The organism is Pseudomonas sp. 43A (genome assembly GCF_013363935.1).
GTDB classification, from domain to species: Bacteria; Pseudomonadota; Gammaproteobacteria; order Pseudomonadales; family Pseudomonadaceae; genus Aquipseudomonas; species Aquipseudomonas crudilactis.
Genome location: NZ_CP054880.1, coordinates 5,186,196 through 5,202,813, shown reverse-complemented (window position 1 = coordinate 5,202,813; position 16,618 = coordinate 5,186,196). Strand labels below are relative to the sequence as shown.

19 protein-coding genes and 1 riboswitch are annotated in these 16,618 nt (G+C 60.2%); of the genes, 15 read left to right on the top strand and 4 right to left on the bottom strand.

The genetic code is table 11. The features are described 5' to 3' along the window. Positions 1-48: 48 nt before the first annotated feature. Positions 49-633: a hypothetical protein gene (locus HUW52_RS22695; protein ID WP_077571724.1), complete on the bottom strand. Its 585-nt coding sequence runs from the start codon at positions 631-633 to the stop codon at positions 49-51. 163 nt (positions 634-796) lie between these two features. Further along, positions 797-1,028, top strand: a riboswitch (cobalamin riboswitch). Positions 1,029-1,108: 80 nt separating this feature from the next. Between HUW52_RS22695 and cobO the strand changes: the two genes are divergently transcribed. The 14 genes from cobO (at position 1,109) to HUW52_RS22630 (ending at position 12,706) form a co-directional block, all read left to right on the top strand. Continuing rightward, positions 1,109-1,720: a cob(I)yrinic acid a,c-diamide adenosyltransferase gene (gene cobO, locus HUW52_RS22690; RefSeq protein WP_003223053.1), complete on the top strand. Its 612-nt coding sequence runs from the start codon at positions 1,109-1,111 to the stop codon at positions 1,718-1,720. Beyond that, positions 1,717-3,066, top strand: a complete 1,350-nt coding sequence (locus HUW52_RS22685; RefSeq protein WP_175554964.1) for a cobyrinate a,c-diamide synthase — start codon at positions 1,717-1,719, stop codon at positions 3,064-3,066. Before cobO ends, HUW52_RS22685 begins: the two co-directional genes overlap by 4 nt. A 47-nt stretch (positions 3,067-3,113) precedes the next feature. Then, on the top strand, positions 3,114-3,764 hold the full coding sequence (gene bluB, locus HUW52_RS22680; protein ID WP_016987853.1) for a 5,6-dimethylbenzimidazole synthase: 651 nt from the start codon (positions 3,114-3,116) through the stop codon (positions 3,762-3,764). Next, entirely contained in the window at positions 3,761-4,669 is a 909-nt protein-coding gene (gene cbiB / locus HUW52_RS22675) for an adenosylcobinamide-phosphate synthase CbiB (protein WP_175554963.1), read from the top strand. Before bluB ends, cbiB begins: the two co-directional genes overlap by 4 nt. Next, positions 4,662-5,654, top strand: coding sequence for a threonine-phosphate decarboxylase CobD (cobD, locus tag HUW52_RS22670; protein ID WP_175554962.1), 993 nt, complete (start codon positions 4,662-4,664; stop codon positions 5,652-5,654). The genes cbiB and cobD overlap by 8 nt, the downstream gene beginning before the upstream one ends. Then, a complete protein-coding gene (locus HUW52_RS22665; RefSeq protein WP_175554961.1) occupies positions 5,651-7,102 on the top strand; it encodes a cobyric acid synthase in 1,452 nt (483 codons plus the stop codon). The genes cobD and HUW52_RS22665 overlap by 4 nt, the downstream gene beginning before the upstream one ends. 148 nt (positions 7,103-7,250) lie before the next feature. Next, positions 7,251-7,772, top strand: a complete 522-nt coding sequence (gene cobU, locus HUW52_RS22660) for a bifunctional adenosylcobinamide kinase/adenosylcobinamide-phosphate guanylyltransferase (protein WP_175554960.1) — start codon at positions 7,251-7,253, stop codon at positions 7,770-7,772. Then, entirely contained in the window at positions 7,769-8,824 is a 1,056-nt protein-coding gene (gene cobT, locus HUW52_RS22655; RefSeq protein WP_016987848.1) for a nicotinate-nucleotide--dimethylbenzimidazole phosphoribosyltransferase, read from the top strand. The genes cobU and cobT overlap by 4 nt, the downstream gene beginning before the upstream one ends. Then, complete coding sequence (cobC, locus tag HUW52_RS22650) at positions 8,821-9,396, top strand: alpha-ribazole phosphatase family protein (RefSeq protein WP_175554959.1); 576 nt, start codon at positions 8,821-8,823, stop codon at positions 9,394-9,396. The genes cobT and cobC overlap by 4 nt, the downstream gene beginning before the upstream one ends. A 1-nt stretch (position 9,397) precedes the next feature. Next, positions 9,398-10,129: an adenosylcobinamide-GDP ribazoletransferase gene (locus tag HUW52_RS22645; RefSeq protein WP_175554958.1), complete on the top strand. Its 732-nt coding sequence runs from the start codon at positions 9,398-9,400 to the stop codon at positions 10,127-10,129. A 176-nt stretch (positions 10,130-10,305) separates the two neighbouring features. After that, positions 10,306-10,710: a MarR family winged helix-turn-helix transcriptional regulator gene (locus HUW52_RS22640; RefSeq protein ID WP_016987845.1), complete on the top strand. Its 405-nt coding sequence runs from the start codon at positions 10,306-10,308 to the stop codon at positions 10,708-10,710. A 53-nt stretch (positions 10,711-10,763) separates the two neighbouring features. Continuing rightward, positions 10,764-11,972 (top strand): MFS transporter, encoded by a 1,209-nt coding sequence (locus tag HUW52_RS22635; RefSeq protein ID WP_016987844.1) that lies wholly within the window; start codon positions 10,764-10,766, stop codon positions 11,970-11,972. Beyond that, a complete protein-coding gene (locus HUW52_RS30480; RefSeq protein ID WP_016987843.1) occupies positions 11,969-12,091 on the top strand; it encodes a hypothetical protein in 123 nt (40 codons plus the stop codon). The genes HUW52_RS22635 and HUW52_RS30480 overlap by 4 nt, the downstream gene beginning before the upstream one ends. A gap of 54 nt (positions 12,092-12,145) precedes the next feature. Further along, complete coding sequence (locus tag HUW52_RS22630; protein ID WP_016987842.1) at positions 12,146-12,706, top strand: glutathione peroxidase; 561 nt, start codon at positions 12,146-12,148, stop codon at positions 12,704-12,706. A 150-nt stretch (positions 12,707-12,856) separates the two neighbouring features. Here the strand turns inward: HUW52_RS22630 and HUW52_RS22625 are convergent, their stop codons facing one another. The 3 genes from HUW52_RS22625 to HUW52_RS22615 all read right to left on the bottom strand — a co-directional run bounded on the left by HUW52_RS22625 (position 12,857) and on the right by HUW52_RS22615 (position 15,255). Continuing rightward, positions 12,857-14,128, bottom strand: a complete 1,272-nt coding sequence (locus tag HUW52_RS22625; protein WP_016987841.1) for an OmpP1/FadL family transporter — start codon at positions 14,126-14,128, stop codon at positions 12,857-12,859. 146 nt (positions 14,129-14,274) lie between these two features. Continuing rightward, complete coding sequence (locus HUW52_RS22620; protein ID WP_016987840.1) at positions 14,275-14,757, bottom strand: hypothetical protein; 483 nt, start codon at positions 14,755-14,757, stop codon at positions 14,275-14,277. A 273-nt stretch (positions 14,758-15,030) separates the two neighbouring features. Further along, positions 15,031-15,255, bottom strand: coding sequence for a hypothetical protein (locus HUW52_RS22615; protein WP_003214941.1), 225 nt, complete (start codon positions 15,253-15,255; stop codon positions 15,031-15,033). Positions 15,256-16,215: 960 nt separating this feature from the next. Here HUW52_RS22615 and HUW52_RS22610 point away from each other — a divergent pair. Further along, positions 16,216-16,539, top strand: coding sequence for a hypothetical protein (locus HUW52_RS22610; RefSeq protein ID WP_016987839.1), 324 nt, complete (start codon positions 16,216-16,218; stop codon positions 16,537-16,539). Positions 16,540-16,618 lie beyond the last annotated feature (79 nt).

Below are 16,618 nucleotides of genomic sequence, written 5' to 3'. Positions count from 1 at the left end.
ATGCATTCCTAATCATAGAGGAGGGCGCAAGCCCGATGGTTCAACTGCTCAGCCGCGGGCTTCCTTGAACAGCACGGCAATGCCCGGGTGATAGTTGCCGGCTTCGCTGCGCAATTTGCGGTAGGCGTAGGGGAAATACCAGGCGACCGCGCAGGTGTGTTCCTTTTGCAGGTCGTCGACCATGTCTTGCAGCTCTTCGGGGCTGGCGCTGTGCTGGGCTTTTTGCGGCGCGACAAACAGGCAGCCGAGCTTGAGGTCGCTGGCATAACTGATGCGCTTGGCGTCGTTGGTGATGTCCAGCAGAGCTTGAGTCAGATTCAGGTTGGTGACCTTTGGCCAGCGCTGAGTGGCCTGGATAAAGGCGCGGTCTTCGGCACCGGCGAGAAACAGATCGGCGCGGGCATTGCGCTCGCCTTCTTCATTCTGTTTGCGCGTGGCAGTGTCATTCAAAGTGACCAGCTCAGCCATCCAGGCTGCGGCCGAGAGCAATCCGAGATTGGCTTTCTCGTCATGCCAGTAAGGCGTGTCGCTGTCGCCGCGCACGGCGTTGTAACGGTCGATACAGTCAAACCAGCGTTCAAGCACCGGGCGCAGGAATTCCAGGCGCGGGTTGCTGATGATCATGCCTTGCATCGTCATCATCCTTTATTGTTGTAGTGGGCTTTTCGGGAAAAGCATGGCTCTTTGATATCATTTGTATCAGTGTGGCACAAGATTGGCGTCAGATAATTGATCGACGGCAGTTATTCGCCCGCTGACCGCCTCTTTAATTGACGCTCCACCCCCAACCCTCTAACCTTCGCGGCTTGTTTCAGGTGCTCTGTGACCAGTGTCGACAGAGTGAAACAGGGAAGCCGGTGAGGGTTGTCTTCAAGCGAAGAGCCACCACGATCCCGGCGCTGCCCCCGCAACGGTAAATGAGTGAAAACTGCGCCTTGAGCCACTGCCTCGAAAGAAGCGGGAAGGCGCGCAGTCAGGCGAAACGCCGCTCATGAGCCCGGAGACCGGCCTGATCCATCCAGCGGCATCACGGTGGGCGATGCCAGGCTTTTTGCCGTCTATTCTTGTGCCTGCCCGCCGTTATCCAGCCCCAACGGAGAGCTCCCCCATGACTGATTCCCCCGAGCGCGACGAACGCCACCTGGCGCGTATGCAGCGCAAAAAAGCCGTGATCGATGAACGCATCGCCAACTCGCCCGATGAGTGCGGCCTGGTGCTGGTGCTGACCGGCAACGGCAAAGGTAAAAGCAGCTCGGCCTTCGGCATGCTCGCCCGCGCCATGGGCCACGGCATGCAGTGCGGTGTGGTGCAGTTCATCAAGGGCCGTAACAGCACCGGTGAGGAGTTGTTCTTCCGCCGCTTCCCAGAGCAGGTGCGTTTCCACGTGATGGGCGAAGGTTTCACCTGGGAAACCCAGGATCGTCAGCGCGACATCGCCGCCGCCGAAGCCGCGTGGGCCGTTTCCCGCGAACTGCTGCGCGATCCGTCGATCGGTCTGGTGGTGCTCGACGAACTCAACATCGCCCTCAAGCACGGTTATCTCGATCTCGATCAGGTGCTCAGCGATCTGCAGGCGCGTCCGCCGATGCAGCACGTAATCGTCACCGGTCGCGCGGCCAAGCCGGAAATGATCGAAATGGGCGACACCGTGACTGAAATGGGCATGCTCAAACACGCCTTCCAGGCCGGCATCAAAGCGCAGAAAGGCGTCGAACTTTGAATCAACCACGTCACTGCCCGGCGGTCCTCATCGCCGCGCCGGCCTCCGGTCAGGGCAAGACCACCGTCACCGCCGCGCTCGCCCGTTTGCATCGCAATCAGGGGCGCAAGGTGCGCGTGTTCAAATGCGGTCCGGACTTTCTCGACCCGATGATTCTCGAGCGCGCCAGCGGTGCGCCGGTGTATCAACTGGACATGTGGATGGTCGGCGAGCAGGAAAGTCGTCGCCTGTTGTGGGAAGCCGCCAATGAGGCGGATCTGATTCTGATCGAAGGCGTGATGGGCCTGTTCGACGGCACGCCTTCCAGCGCCGATCTGGCGCGGCACTTCGGTGTGCCGGTGCTCGGTGTGATCGACGGCACGGCGATGGCGCAGACCTTTGGTGCGCTGGCGCTGGGCCTGGCGAAGTATCAACCGGATTTGCCATTTGCCGGCGTGTTGGCCAATCGTGTCGGCACCTTGCGCCATGCGCAATTGCTCGAAGGCAGTCTCACGGAAGGTCTGCGTTGGTACGGCGCGTTGTCCCGCGAGACTGGCATCGAACTGCCGAGCCGCCATCTCGGTCTGGTGCAGGCCAGCGAACTGAATGACCTGGATGTGCGTCTCGACGCCGCTGCCGACGCACTGGCCAGCAGTTGCGAGGTAGCGCTGCCACCGGCCGTGGAGTTCGCCGCGCCTGACGTCATCGCTGTCGAGCCGCTGCTGAAGGGTGTGCGCATTGCCGTTGCGCGTGATGAGGCGTTTGCCTTCACCTATGGAGCGAGTCTCGATCTGTTGCGCGCGATGGGCGCCGAGCTGAGTTTCTTCTCGCCGATTCGCGATACGCAATTACCTGAAGCGGACAGCTTGTATCTGCCCGGTGGTTATCCGGAACTGCATCACGTTGCGTTGTCGCAAAACACCGCGATGGTTGAGGCGATCCGTGCGCATCATGCGGCGGGGAAACCGTTGCTCGCTGAATGTGGCGGGATGCTTTATTTGCTCGACTCGCTGACCGATGTTGAAGGTACGCGTGCTGAACTGGTCGGGTTGCTCAAGGGCGACGCGGTGATGCAAAAGCGTCTGGCGGCACTGGCGCTGCAAGCTGTGGATCTGCCGGAAGGCTCGTTGCGCGGGCACACTTATCATCATTCGCTGACCACCACCGAGCTGACGCCGATTGCCCGTGGCTTGAGCCCGAATGGCGGGCGCGGTGCCGAGGCGGTTTATCGGGATGGGCGGATGACGGCTTCTTATGTGCACTTCTATTTCCCGTCGAATCCGACTGCGATTGCCGCATTGTTTGTGCCAGACCGTGAGGCCGCCTTCGCGAGCAAGCTCGCTCCCACAGGGGATCGTGTTTCTTGAGCAAGCACCCCGTCCAATGTGGGAGCGAGCTTGCTCGCGAAGAGGCCATGACCGACAACGCATTCTCCGAAGCCGAGCGCGAAGCGGTTTACAGAGCCATCGCCGAACGCCGCGACATGCGCCACTTCACCGGTGGCAGCGTCGAGCCGGAGCTGTTGCGCCGACTCTTGGAAGCCGCCCACCAGGCGCCAAGCGTCGGCCTGATGCAGCCTTGGCGCTTCATTCGCATCAGCGACCGAACTTTACGCGGCCAGATCCAGAATCTCGTCGAAGAAGAGCGCGTCCGCACCGCTGAAGCGCTCGGCGAGCGCAGCGACGAGTTTATGAAGCTCAAGGTCGAAGGCATCCACGATTGCGCCGAAGTGCTGGTCGCGGCGCTGATGGACGATCGCGAAAAACACATCTTCGGTCGCCGCACGCTGCCGGAAATGGACATGGCCTCGCTGTCCTGCGCGATCCAGAATCTGTGGCTGGCCTCGCGCGCCGAAGGTCTGGGCATGGGCTGGGTTTCGCTGTTCGAACCGCAGGCGCTGGCCGATCTGCTTAAACTGCCTGAAGGCGCCAAGCCGCTGGCGGTTTTGTGTCTGGGCCCGGTCAAGGAATTCTATCCGGCGCCGATGCTGGTACTCGAAGGGTGGGCGCAGGCGCGTCCGCTCAATGAGTTGCTGTATGAAAATTATTGGGGAGTGAGTCAATGAGTGTGGCGTTGTTGAGTGTCGCCGCAGTGGCGCTGGATGCGCTGTTCGGTGAACCGAAACGCTGGCATCCGCTGGTGGCGTTCGGCAATTTTGCCGGGCGCATCGAGCAACGTTTCAACGCCGCTGGCCGGGGCTGGCGCAGCCATGGCGTCACCGCGTGGGTGATCGCGGTGCTGCCGCTGACCTTGCTCGCCACGGCGTTTTCCTGGGCGCCGTACGTGGGTTGGGTCGTTGAGATTCTCGCGTTGTATTGCGCCCTCGGCATGCGCAGCCTCGGTGAGCATGTCGCGCCGGTGGCTGCTGCTTTACGTGCGGATGATCTGGATGAGGCGCGCAAGCGAGTCGGCTATCTGGTCAGTCGTCAGACCGATGAACTCGACAGCACTGCCGTCGCTCGCGCTGCCACTGAGTCAGTGCTGGAAAACGGCAGTGACGCGGTGTTTGCCGCGCTGTTCTGGTTTGTCGTGGCGGGTGCGCCGGGCGTTGTGCTCTATCGCTTGAGCAACACGCTCGATGCGATGTGGGGCTACCGCAACGAACGCTTCGAGCGTTTCGGTTGGGCCGCAGCGAAAATCGACGACGTGCTCAACTACATTCCTGCGCGTCTGGTGGCGTTGACCTACGCACTGCTCGGCAAAACCCGACTCGCATTGAAATGCTGGCGCACACAGGCGCCGAAATGGGACAGCCCCAACGCCGGTCCGGTGATGGCGGCGGGCGCTGGTGCGCTGGGCGTGGAATTGGGCGGTCCGGCGATTTATCACGGTGAACTTCACGACCGTCCTCAGCTTGGCGAGGGCGCAGCGGCTGACGCAGATTCCATCGACCGTGGCTGGCAATTGGTCCAGCGCGGCGTATGGTTATGGCTGCTGATTCTCTGCGTGGGGGCTGAATTCTATGCTTGAGCACGGTGGCCGGCTGCGCAAGGCTGCACACGATTACGGCATTGCCGAGGCGGACTGGCTCGACCTGTCCAGCGGCCTCGCGCCATGGCCATTTCCGATCCCGGAAATCCCGCTGCGCGCCTGGGCGCGCTTGCCGGAAACCGATGACGGTCTGGAGCAAGCCGCGTGTGATTACTACGGCGCCGCGCAGGTGTTGCCGGTGGCCGGTTCGCAGATGGCTATCCAGTTGCTGCCGCGTTTGCGCCGCGCCGGCAAGGTTGGTGTGTTGTCGCCGTGTTATGCCGAACATGCCGAAGCGTGGCGGCGCAGTGGTTATATCGTGCGCGAGGTGCTGGAGCAGGAAGTCGAGTTCTTTCTCGACAGTCTCGACGTGCTGGTGGTAGTCAATCCGAACAATCCGACCGGCCTGAGCCTGACCCCGGCACGGTTGCTCGACTGGCATGCGCGGCTCGCCCGACGCGGTGGCTGGCTGGTGGTCGATGAAGCGTTCATGGACAACACGCCGCAACTGAGTCTGGCACCGCATGCGCATCAGGTCGGGCTGATCGTGTTGCGTTCGTTCGGCAAGTTTTTCGGTCTGGCCGGGGTGCGTCTGGGCTTTGTCCTGGCCGAGCGCAAGTTGCTCAAACTGCTCGCCGAACAGGTCGGGCCATGGGCCGTGAGCGGGCCAACCCGAGTGCTTGGCCAAGTGTGTCTGCAAGACACTGAAGGGCACACACGGCAACGGATTCGCAGTGATGAAGCCAGCGAACGACTGGCAGCGCTGCTTGAACGCTATGGCTTCAAGCCGCAGGGCGGTTGCGCGCTGTTCCAGTGGCTGATCACCGAACACGCCGAGGTGTTGCACGCCTTCATGGCCCGTCGCGGCATTCTCCTGCGCATCTTTACCCACAACAGCAGTTTGCGTTTTGGCTTGCCCGCCAATGCGGCTGAAGAGGCGCGTCTCGAACACGCTTTAATCGCGTTTACCAAGGACAAGCCATGACCACGCTGATGGTGCAGGGCACCACTTCCGACGCCGGCAAAAGCACACTGGTGACGGCGCTGTGCCGCTGGGCGACCCGGCAGGGCGTGGCAGTCGTCCCGTTCAAGCCGCAGAACATGGCGCTGAACAGTGCAGTAACGGCGGATGGTGGTGAGATCGGCCGTGCACAAGCGGTGCAGGCGCAAGCGGCGTTTCTTGAGCCGCACACCGATATGAACCCGGTGCTGCTCAAGCCGAACAGCGACACCGGCGCGCAAGTGATCATTCATGGTCGCGCGGTGACGTCGATGAATGCCGTGGCGTACCACGACTACAAAGCCATCGCGATGAAATCTGTTTTGGCTTCTCACGAGCGACTCAGCGCCGCCTATCCGCTGGTGATGGTCGAAGGCGCGGGCTCGCCGGCCGAGATCAATCTGCGCGCGGGCGACATCGCCAACATGGGCTTTGCCGAAGCGGTGGATTGCCCGGTGTTGCTGATTGCCGACATCAATCGTGGCGGGGTTTTCGCGCATCTGGTCGGCACCCTGGAGTTGCTGTCGCCGAGCGAACAGGCGCGGGTCAAAGGATTCATCATCAACCGTTTTCGCGGTGACATCGCCTTGCTGCAACCGGGCCTCGACTGGCTGGAACAACGCACCGGAAAACCGGTGGTGGGCGTGTTGCCGTACGTGATGGATCTGCATCTGGAGGCCGAGGACGGCATCGATCAGCGCCAGACCGACAAGGCCGAACAAGTCTTGAAAGTGGTAGTGCCGGTATTGCCGCGCATCAGCAACCACACCGACTTCGATCCGCTGCGCTTGCATCCTCAGGTCGATCTGCAATTTGTCGGGCCGGGGCAGGCGATTCCTGCTGCTGACCTGATCATTCTGCCGGGCTCGAAAAGCGTGTGCAGCGATCTGGCGTATTTGCGTGCCAATGGTTGGGATTCGGCGATCAACCGGCATCTGCGTTATGGCGGCAAAGTGTTGGGGATTTGTGGCGGTCTGCAGATGCTCGGTGAGCAGGTGCATGACCCGCTCGGTCTTGAAGGTGCGCCGGGCACGAGTGCCGGTTTGGGCTTGCTGGCGTTCGAAACCATGCTTGAGGCCGACAAGCAGTTGCGCAATGTGCGTGGGCGGTTGGCGCTTGAGAATGCTGAAGTCAGTGGTTATGAAATTCATGCTGGCGTGACCAGCGGCCCGGCGCTGGAGAATGCGGCGGTGTACCTGGATGACGGTCGTTGCGACGGTGCACAGAGTGCTGACGGACAAGTGTTCGGCACCTATCTGCATGGCCTGTTCGAAGGGCCGGCGGCGAGTGCCGCGTTGCTGCGCTGGGCCGGATTGAGCGATGTGCAGGAGGTGGATTATCACGGCTTGCGCGAGCGCGATATCGAGCGGCTGGCGGATCTGGTGGAAAAGCATCTGGATACCGAGCTGTTGCGTCAGCTCTGCGGGATTTGAGGTGAACTTAATGGCCTCATCGCGAGCAAGCTCGCTCCCACAATGGCCCGGTTGGTCATGAATTCTGTTTGCACCCCATAACCCTGTGGGAGCGAGCTTGCTCGCGAAGAGGCCAATTGCCTCAACACATAACTCTGTGGATAAACCCATGCTCCAACTGATCCTCGGCGGCGCCCGCTCCGGCAAAAGTCGTCTGGCCGAAAAGCTCGCCAGCGATAGCGGCCTGGCCGTGACCTACATTGCCACCAGCCAACCCCTCGATGGCGAGATGAGCGACCGCGTCGCCCATCACCGTGCTCGCCGTCCTGCCGAATGGGCACTCATTGAAGAACCCTTGGAACTGGCCCGCGTTCTGCGCGAATCCGCCAGCGCCGAGCATTGCCTGCTGGTCGATTGCCTGACGTTGTGGCTGACCAACCTGTTGATGCTCGACGACGCTGAACGCCTCGCCGCCGAGCGCGAAGCCTTGCTCGACTGCCTGGCGTCCTTGCCGGGTGAAATCATTTTTGTCAGCAACGAGACCGGAATGGGTGTCGTGCCGCTGGGCGAATTGACTCGCCGCTACGTCGATGAAGCCGGTTGGCTGCATCAAGCTCTGGCCGAGCGCTGTCAGCGTGTTGTCCTGACCGTCGCCGGCCTGCCCCTGACTCTGAAAGGACCTGCGTTATGACTCAAACCTGGTGGCTGAACCCGTGCAAACCGGTCGATCTCAACGTCGTTGAACAAGCGGCGGCGCGGCAGCAGCAACTGACCAAACCCGCCGGTTCGCTGGGGCGTCTGGAATCGGTCGCGGTGCAACTGGCCGGCCTGCAAGGCCAGGTCAAACCGACGCTCTCGCAAGTGTGGATCGCGATTTTTGCCGGTGATCACGGCGTGGTCGCTGAAGGCGTTTCGGCGTTCCCGCAGGAAGTCACCGGGCAGATGTTGCTTAACTTCGTCAGCGGCGGCGCGGCGATCAGCGTGCTGGCGCGGCAGCTTGATGCGCAGCTGGAAGTGGTCGATCTGGGCACGGTGAATCCCGCGCTGAACCTGCCGGGTGTGCGCCACTTGAACATCGCCGCAGGCACGGCGAACTTCGTGCTCGGCGCGGCGATGACTCAGGCCCAGGGCGAACTGGCGTTGCTGGGCGGTCGCGACAGTCTGCTGCGGGCGAAAGCGGCGGGCGCGCAGCTGTTCATCGGTGGCGAAATGGGCATTGGCAACACCACGGCGGCGAGCGCATTGGCCTGTGCCTTGCTCGATTGCCCGGTGGCGCATCTGACCGGCCCCGGCACCGGGCTGAATGCCGAAGGTGTCAGTCATAAGGCGCAAGTGATCGAGCGAGCGCTGGCGTTGCATGCCGCGCAGCGTGGCGATGCGTTGCAGACGCTATTCAATCTCGGCGGTTTTGAAATCGCCGCGCTGGTCGGTGCGTATCTGGCGGCGGCTCAAGAAGGCGTTGCGGTGCTGGTCGACGGCTTTATCTGCACGGTCGCGGCGCTGGTTGCGGTGCGTTTGAATCCGGCTTGCCGCGAGTGGTTGTTGTTCGGTCATCGCGGTGCCGAGCCGGGCCATCGCCATGTGCTGGAAACCCTGAATGCCGAGCCGTTGCTGGAACTCGGTTTACGTCTGGGCGAGGGCAGTGGCGCGGCACTGGCGGTGCCTCTGTTGCGCTTGGCTTGCGATCTGCACGGGCAGATGGCGACATTCGCCGAAGCGGCGGTGGCGGATCGTCCGGCATGACCTTGCATCTGGATCTGCTGCGCCACGGTGAGACGGAACTGGGCGGTGGTCTGCGTGGCAGCCTCGACGATGCACTGACCGAAAAGGGCTGGACGCAAATGCGTGCGGCGGTGGTCGAGGGCGGGCCGTGGGATCGGATCGTCAGTTCGCCGTTGCAACGTTGTGCGCGGTTTGCCGCCGAACTGGGTGAGCAGCTAAGTTTGTCCGTGCATCTGGACAAGGATCTGCAGGAGCTGCATTTCGGCGCGTGGGAAGGTCAGAGCGCGGCGGCTTTGATGGAGACTGATGCCGAAGCACTGGGGCTGTTCTGGGCCGATCCGTATTCGTTTACGCCGCCGCAGGGTGAACCGGTCAGCGAGTTTTCTTCTCGAGTACTGGCGGCCGTTGCGCGCTTGCACAATACCTACGCTGGTGATCGGGTGTTGCTGATCAGCCACGGCGGCGTGATGCGCCTGTTGCTGGCGCAAGCGCGCGGGCTGCCGCGCGAACAACTGCTTAATGTTGAAGTCGCTCACGGCGCGGTGTTTGCGCTGACGGTCGAGGCGGATGGTTCGCTCAAGGAAGGTTACTGACATGTTGCCGCTGTGGATCGCCCTGCAATTTCTCAGCAGTCTGCCGATTCGTTTGCCGGGGATGCCCGAGCCGGAACAGCTGGGGCGGTCACTGCTGTTTTATCCGTTGGTGGGCCTGCTGTTCGGAGTGATCCTGTGGGCATTGAATCTCGCCTTGAGCGGCGCGCCGTTATTGCTGCATGCGGCACTGTTGCTGACAGTGTGGGTGTTGCTCAGCGGTGCCTTGCACCTTGATGGTCTGGCCGACAGCGCCGATGCCTGGCTCGGCGGTTTTGGTGATCGCGAGCGGACGCTGACGATCATGAAGGACCCGCGCAGCGGGCCGATTGCGGTAGTGACGCTGGTGTTGGTGTTGTTGCTCAAATTTGCTGCGTTGTTGGCGTTGATCGAGCAGCAGCAAGGTCTTGCATTGGTGATCGTACCGTTGCTCGGGCGAGCGGCGTTGCTTGGGTTGTTTCTGGCTACACCATATGTGCGTGCGGGCGGGTTGGGGCAGGCGTTGGCCGATCATTTGCCGCGCAAGGCCGGTTGGTGGGTGCTGGGCTTGAGTGCTCTGGGCTGCGTGTTGATCGCCGGGTTTGGCGCTGTCGTTGCGCTGATGATTTCGGTCGGTGTGTTTGTCTGGTTGCGGCAGGTGATGATGCGGCGGTTGGGCGGGGCGACGGGCGATACGGCGGGTGCGTTACTGGAATTGCTGGAGATGATGGTGTTGGTTGGATTGGTTTTGGTCTGATGGATTTCTACTGGTCATGCCGGCCTCATCGCGAGCAGGCTCACTCCTACAATTTGAAATGCATTTTCCTGTAGGAGTGAGCCTGCTCGCGATAGCGGTTTGTCAGGCACCACAAATGTTATGGGTAAACTCATCTGTAACTTGATTTAACACAGTCGCGGGTATATACACGCATCATGCTTCCTTCTCAGTGTTTGTGCACCAACCTGCGTCGCGCCGCTCGTGGCGTCAGCAGGCATTACGACGGCGCTCTCGATGGCTTCGGGATCAACGTTGCGCAGTATTCTTTGCTGTGCAATCTGCAGCGTCTGGATCAACCGAGCATCTCGGCACTGGCCGAAGCCATGGGGCTGGATCGCAGCACCCTCGGGCGCAATTTGCGCGTGCTGGAAGGCGAGGGACTGGTGGCGTTGGCAGAGGGCGAGGACATGCGTAACCGCATCGTCAAGCTCACCGAGACCGGCGTGCAACGCCTGGCAGCGGCACTGCCGGCCTGGGAAGCGGCGCAGCAGCGGTTGATTGACCGACTGGGTGCCGAGAAGCGTGAAACCTTGCTCAGATTGCTGGATGAACTGGCCTGAGGCCGGTTTTTTCCAAACTCAAGCGGGTATATACCCGCAAGCGGAGAACAACAATGACATCGATGTGGCGTACGTGCGGTTGGGTGTTGGTCGGAAGTGCGCTGATTTTGGCATTGTCATTGGGCGTGCGGCACGGTTTCGGCTTGTTCCTGTCACCGATGAGTGCGCAATTCGGCTGGGGGCGAGAAGTGTTTGCCTTCGCCATTGCCTTGCAGAACCTGATCTGGGGTCTGGCACAACCGTTTACTGGCGCACTGGCTGACCGTTTCGGCGCGGCAAAAGTGGTACTTGTCGGTGGCGTTCTCTATGCGGCGGGTCTGGTGTGCATGGGCCTGTCCGACTCGGCAGTGACGCTGTCACTGAGTGCCGGTCTGCTGATCGGTATTGGCCTTTCCGGTACTTCGTTCTCGGTGATCCTCGGTGTCGTAGGACGTGCCGTGCCGCCAGAGAAACGCAGCATGGGCATGGGTATTGCCAGTGCCGCCGGTTCGTTCGGTCAGTTCGCCATGTTGCCGGGCACGCTGGGTCTGATCGGCTGGCTTGGCTGGTCGGCCGCGTTGCTGGTGCTGGGCCTGCTGGTGGCGCTGATCGTGCCGTTGGTGAGCATGCTCAAGGATAAGCCGCTACCGGTGCTTGGCCATGAGCAAACGCTGTCCGAAGCCTTGCGCGAAGCCTGCTCGCATTCGGGTTTCTGGTTGCTGGCATTCGGCTTTTTCGTCTGCGGTTTTCAGGTGGTGTTCATCGGCGTGCACCTGCCTGCGTATCTGGTCGATCAGCATCTGCCAGCCAGCGTTGGCACCACGGTGCTGGCGTTGATCGGCCTGTTCAATATCTTCGGCACCTACACCGCTGGCTGGCTCGGCGGGCGCATGTCCAAACCGCGATTGCTGACGGCGTTGTACCTGTTGCGGGCGGTGGTGATTGCGCTGTTTCTGTGGCTGCCGGTGACGACCACGTCGGCCTACCTGTTCGGTATGGCCATGGGGTTCCTGTGGCTGTCGACGGTGCCGTTGACCAACGGTACGGTGGCGACCTTGTTTGGCGTACGAAACCTGTCCATGCTCGGCGGCATCGTGTTCCTCTTCCATCAGTTGGGATCGTTCCTTGGCGGCTGGCTGGGCGGAGTGGTGTATGACCGAACCGGGAGTTATGACTTGATCTGGCAAGTGGCGATTCTTCTGAGCCTGCTGGCGGCCGCGCTGAACTGGCCGGTGCGCGAGCGGCCGGTCGCACGCCTGCAAGCCGCTGCGAGCGCCGTATGAGTCGACTCTGGCCGCGTATCGTCATCAGCGCACTCGGCGCCGCATTGCTGGCGCTGGTGTGGTGGGGCTGGCATCAGGGCGGTCTGGCGCTGATGCAGCTGGGCATGAGCATTTGCTAGAACGTGGCGTGGCGAGTAACGTCGAAGTCTGACGACTGCTCAAGGATGCTCGACATGCTGATGCGCTGGTGTGCTGTTCCCGCGTTGCTGATGGCGTTGACTGGTTTGGCTCACGCGGCTGACTGTCCCGAATTGCTGCAGGGCTCGCTGCCCAAGTTGCGAGCCAAGGAATCCATCGATCTTTGCAAGCAGTACGCCGACAAACCGTTGGTGGTGGTCAACACCGCCAGCTTCTGCGGTTTCGCGCCGCAGTTCGAAGGCCTCGAAGCGCTGCATAAACGCTACGAAGGGCAGGGGCTGGAAATGCTTGGCGTCCCTTCCAACGACTTCAAGCAGGAGTCCAAGGACAGCGCCGAGACCGCCAAGGTCTGCTACGCCAACTACGGCGTGACGTTCAACATGACCGAGCCGCAGAAGGTGCGTGGTGACGACGCTACGCATATGTTCCAGGTGCTGGCGGCACAAAGTAGCGCGCCGAAGTGGAATTTCTACAAGTATGTGGTCGATCGCCAGGGTAAGGTCATCGCCAATTTCTCCAGCCTGACCAAGCCTGATGATCCGGAATTTATTGCTGCGATCGAGAAGGCTATCGCCTCGAAACCACTGAAGCCCTGATGCGCTGAGCTTTTTGTGGGAGTGGGCTTGCTCGCTCCCACATTGGAAGTGTGTCGTGGCGGGAAGCAAACTCAAGGCAATAAAAAGCCCCGTCTCTGCAAAGAGAACGGGGCTTTTTTGTGGGCGAGGGGTCAGCCTCGCCGTACAGCATCAGAAGCGATAGGTCGCGCCGACACCGAAACCATTTGCCGAGTTTTCATACTTGGCATCGTAGCTCTGGCCACGATTGTTTTCGTTGCGGATCTTCACCGACTCTTCTTTCAGGTACGAGTAAGCGACGTCGATGGTCAGGTCTTCGGTCGGGCTCCAGCCGGCACCGATACTGAAAATGGTCCGGTCGCCGGTAGGAATGCGTGGCGAACGGTCGACGTTGTTGGTTGGCGACTGGTCGAAGGTCAGACCGGTACGCAGCACCCATTCCTTGTTCAACTGGTACGAAGTACCCAAGGCATAAGCCCAGGAGTCGTGCCAGTTCTGGTCTTCGGTGATCTCGCCGAACTGACCGGCCAGCAGCGGCTGTACGCCGGAGTTCTTGACGGTGATTTTTTCCAGCTGGCTCCAGCGGGTCCACGTGGTACCGGCATACACGTTCCAGCGATCGTTGATTGCCTGGGTAACCGAGAGGTCGACCGATTCAGGCGTGGTGATCTTCAGCGAAGCGTCGTACTTCTGGTTGGCGCCCAGGCCGACTGCGGCGAGCGCGCCGTAGTTGACCTTGGTGTCGCCTTCGAGCTTGTAGTCGACTTTCGAGTGGTACGTCAGACCAACGCGAGTGGTGTCGGTGGCTTGTACCAGCAGGCCGACGTTGTAGCCCAGTGCAGTGTCGTCACCCTTGATCTTGACCTTGCCGTCCGGCAGGGCCTGGGTGATCGACAGGTTGGATTCCAGCGTGCCGTCAATGCGGTTGATGGTCGGACCGAAACCGATCGACACCTTGTCGTTGAAGGCGTAGCTGACGGTTGGCTGGAAGGTGATCACTTGTACTTCGGACTTGCTGCCGAAGTAACGGCCGGCAAAGCCTTTTTCGTAATCGGTAATCAGGCCGAACGGCACGTAGACGCCGAGACCGAATGCCCAATGATCATCGATTGGTTTGACGTAGAAGCCCATAGGTACGGAGGTGAAGGGCACCATGTCGCCTTTGTTGCTGCCGCCGTTAGGGCTGGAGCTGGCATCGCTGATATCGGTTTTTGCATCGAGGAATGCCACACCGCCGGTGACTTGTTCGCGCTTGATGCGCGACATGCCGGCAGGGTTGCCATAAACAGTGCTTGCGTCGTCGGCAGAAGAAGATCGCCCAGCGTAACCAGTGCCCATCCCGCTGATACTGTGTTCGTTGATGGCAAAGCCAGCTGCGAAGATCTGGGTGGATGCCATGGTAACGGCGAGGCTAAGGGTGGTTTTGAGCATGACTTTTTTCATTATTAGAACTCCTGGTGATCACCGGGGCGAAAATTACCAACATTTTCGTCTCAGCGCTATAGTCCGTATGCCTTGAGTTAGAGCGGTTTTGTAGGACAATCCGACCAAAATCGCGACCTGTTGTACGATCTTCTGAAACCAGTCGGTCAGCAGGCGACCTGATTCACCGTTGAAACACAGGTGTGCCAGGCGTAAGTGAAGTCGCGCAGGCGACCTTGGGGTTGAAAGGTCTGGCGCCAGATACGCGCCATTCCCAGCAAATCGTTGGAATCGGGGAGGATGGGGTTTTGCTCTTCGACCAGCAGCCAGGCGATGGCGGTGGCGTAACGCAGATTTACCGTCAATTCCAGATGTGGGCCGGTCAGGAATGCATGCTGACTGGCGAGGCCGCGAACCAGGCTGGCGCGTTCCGGGTCGAGTGCCAGGTAATCATCCCACAGGGCTTGATGGCGGTGCTCGGCGATGCGGTAAAGCCCGTGGCCGCGGCGGTCATGCAGGGCGGAACCAAGGGCTGACTGGCTGGCGGCGATGCCCAGCAGCAGGGATTCGGCAGTCGCGCTGTGACGTCCCAGGTAGATCAGCGTAGGACGGATCACGTAGCGGCACAGTTCGCTGGCAGCGATACCCATAAAACCCTCGGATCTTGTTATGAATGGCGAGTCCTGAAGGGGGCTTGGCAGCAGTGGATCGGTTCAGGCTCGCCGCAAGCGGGTCACGCCGCTTGAGTTGAAGTGTAGTGTCATATTCGCGACGTAAAGGCCTGTTTTTAAAATATTTCCGGCTTCGAGTTATAACCGTTATATCGGATAGTGCTTAGGCGCCAGGGGTGAAAACTGAAACATCGGGCAATAAAAAGCCCCGCATTTTGTGCGGGGCTTTTGCTTTTGCAGCCTTTTCGGCTTTCAGGCAACCAGTGCCTGACGGGTACGGTCGATCACGGCCTGCAGCGGTTCGGCGCTGGAGTATTGATCGGGGTACAGACGCTCGCTGTGGCGGGCGATACCGTGTTCGTTGACCAGTGTGAAACTGAAGCAGCCTTTGCGAGCGGCCATGATCAGGCAGTTCATCGGTGCAAAAGCGTTGGTTAGGGTGCGAATGGCATCCTGAGTGTGGATTTGAGTAGACATAGTTATTAGGTGTTCCTACAAATGACACGGATAAGAACCGTGCAACGTTAAAACGTTCCAGTAACGTCGACCACCATTGGTCGAACGAAGAACCCGACTGGAACAAAGCAGCCAGTTTGAAGCGCAATTAAGTTGGCGCGCTTGGGCTGGCAGGTAGGTACTTAGGAGGGCAGGCAACACATCAAGGGCAGAGGTTCTGGGCCCGGGGTGAAGATCCTGATCAATTTGCAGGTTGGTTCGGTCAGAGTAAATGATCTTCGCAACACCCTTCGCATCATTCGAAGGCAGTGTCGTCGCAAGGTTTACCTGGAAACCATCGAGGGGTCGTTCCCGCTTTTCGGTAGGGCTTCTTGAAAGAAGGCTGACCGTGGAGATGTGTTCGACCGGAATTGACTTTCAGCTTGGTACTAACGCCGCGGATACTAACGGATCGAAATGCTTAAAGCAAACCCTGACTCGAAAAAGACTCAATTCGACCGCTGCTTCAGCCCCGCTAATCTGCAGAATCAGCCCAAATGGTGCAGATTGCTACCGTCGGTCGGTGGAGTGCCAATCACAAAACTGTGTGTTTTAGCCGCTTAACCCCAGAGTCATGGTGAAAGCGACCGGAAAAAGTGCATCGATAGAACCCGGTAACAGGTACTTGTGCACATTAGTTGCGCGACCTGTAACGGCACTGTCACATCAATCCTGACCCCGATGGCTGCCTGTAACGAAAGTTTAAGTCAATGAAAAACATCGCTTTTTTTTGTTGGTGAAAAAATCGTCAGTTTGACTGCGGGCCCCATTCCATAAGGCTTTGCGACGGTTGGAGGGCGGTTGTCCACTGAGTTATCCACAGCTTCTGTGGATTGTCCCGAGCGCTTGCTCTAGGACGGGCGTGCCGGGTTGTTTTTCGACTTTACCTGTAAGAAAAAGAGAGTAGAGTGGCGCGCCTTCCGATTCGTCCCACAGTGCTTTATGAAGTTTCGCTCAGTATCAGACTCTGTTACCCCAGAACCTCCCCGTGTTACTCCGCCCAAGCGCTTTACCGTTCGCGTTGCCGAATGGCTGCTCGACAGCCCGCGCCTGAGCGCCAGCCACAATGCCAAACACCTCGCTGGCCGCCTGCTCAAACAACCGGCGCGTGATGGCGTGGTGGCTGCGCAAAGCCGCCTCGGTCAATTGATGTGCCGCGAGTGCGGTAACGCACGGGATCGGCGTATCGGTCAGGATCTGCTCCGCCAGGCCGCCCGTGCCGGTGATCGTCGCGCGCAGCGGGAACTTGGTCTGCTCGAAGACTGAGCTGTCCAAGACCTTACACCTTGGTTAACCTTCAGGCTTTATCGAATCGGCAGGAGTCGCTATGGCTATGGACTTGACC

Excerpts from the sequence above, each read along its gene's own strand:
- HUW52_RS22610 (WP_016987839.1), top strand. The coding sequence starts at position 16,216 with ATGAAGTTTCGCTCAGTATCAGACTCTGTTACCCCAGAACCTCCCCGT.
- HUW52_RS22640 (WP_016987845.1), top strand. The coding sequence starts at position 10,306 with ATGCTTCCTTCTCAGTGTTTGTGCACCAACCTGCGTCGCGCCGCTCGT.
- HUW52_RS22625 (WP_016987841.1), bottom strand. The coding sequence starts at position 14,128 with ATGAAAAAAGTCATGCTCAAAACCACCCTTAGCCTCGCCGTTACCATG.
- cobC (WP_175554959.1), top strand. The coding sequence starts at position 8,821 with ATGACCTTGCATCTGGATCTGCTGCGCCACGGTGAGACGGAACTGGGC.
- cobD (WP_175554962.1), top strand. The coding sequence starts at position 4,662 with ATGCTTGAGCACGGTGGCCGGCTGCGCAAGGCTGCACACGATTACGGC.
- bluB (WP_016987853.1), top strand. The coding sequence starts at position 3,114 with ATGACCGACAACGCATTCTCCGAAGCCGAGCGCGAAGCGGTTTACAGA.
- HUW52_RS22635 (WP_016987844.1), top strand. The coding sequence starts at position 10,764 with ATGACATCGATGTGGCGTACGTGCGGTTGGGTGTTGGTCGGAAGTGCG.
- HUW52_RS30480 (WP_016987843.1), top strand. The coding sequence starts at position 11,969 with ATGAGTCGACTCTGGCCGCGTATCGTCATCAGCGCACTCGGCGCCGCA.
- cobT (WP_016987848.1), top strand. The coding sequence starts at position 7,769 with ATGACTCAAACCTGGTGGCTGAACCCGTGCAAACCGGTCGATCTCAAC.
- HUW52_RS22645 (WP_175554958.1), top strand. The coding sequence starts at position 9,398 with ATGTTGCCGCTGTGGATCGCCCTGCAATTTCTCAGCAGTCTGCCGATT.
- cobO (WP_003223053.1), top strand. The coding sequence starts at position 1,109 with ATGACTGATTCCCCCGAGCGCGACGAACGCCACCTGGCGCGTATGCAG.
- HUW52_RS22630 (WP_016987842.1), top strand. The coding sequence starts at position 12,146 with ATGCTGATGCGCTGGTGTGCTGTTCCCGCGTTGCTGATGGCGTTGACT.
- cbiB (WP_175554963.1), top strand. The coding sequence starts at position 3,761 with ATGAGTGTGGCGTTGTTGAGTGTCGCCGCAGTGGCGCTGGATGCGCTG.
- HUW52_RS22615 (WP_003214941.1), bottom strand. The coding sequence starts at position 15,255 with ATGTCTACTCAAATCCACACTCAGGATGCCATTCGCACCCTAACCAAC.
- HUW52_RS22665 (WP_175554961.1), top strand. The coding sequence starts at position 5,651 with ATGACCACGCTGATGGTGCAGGGCACCACTTCCGACGCCGGCAAAAGC.
- cobU (WP_175554960.1), top strand. The coding sequence starts at position 7,251 with ATGCTCCAACTGATCCTCGGCGGCGCCCGCTCCGGCAAAAGTCGTCTG.
- HUW52_RS22620 (WP_016987840.1), bottom strand. The coding sequence starts at position 14,757 with ATGGGTATCGCTGCCAGCGAACTGTGCCGCTACGTGATCCGTCCTACG.
- HUW52_RS22695 (WP_077571724.1), bottom strand. The coding sequence starts at position 633 with ATGCAAGGCATGATCATCAGCAACCCGCGCCTGGAATTCCTGCGCCCG.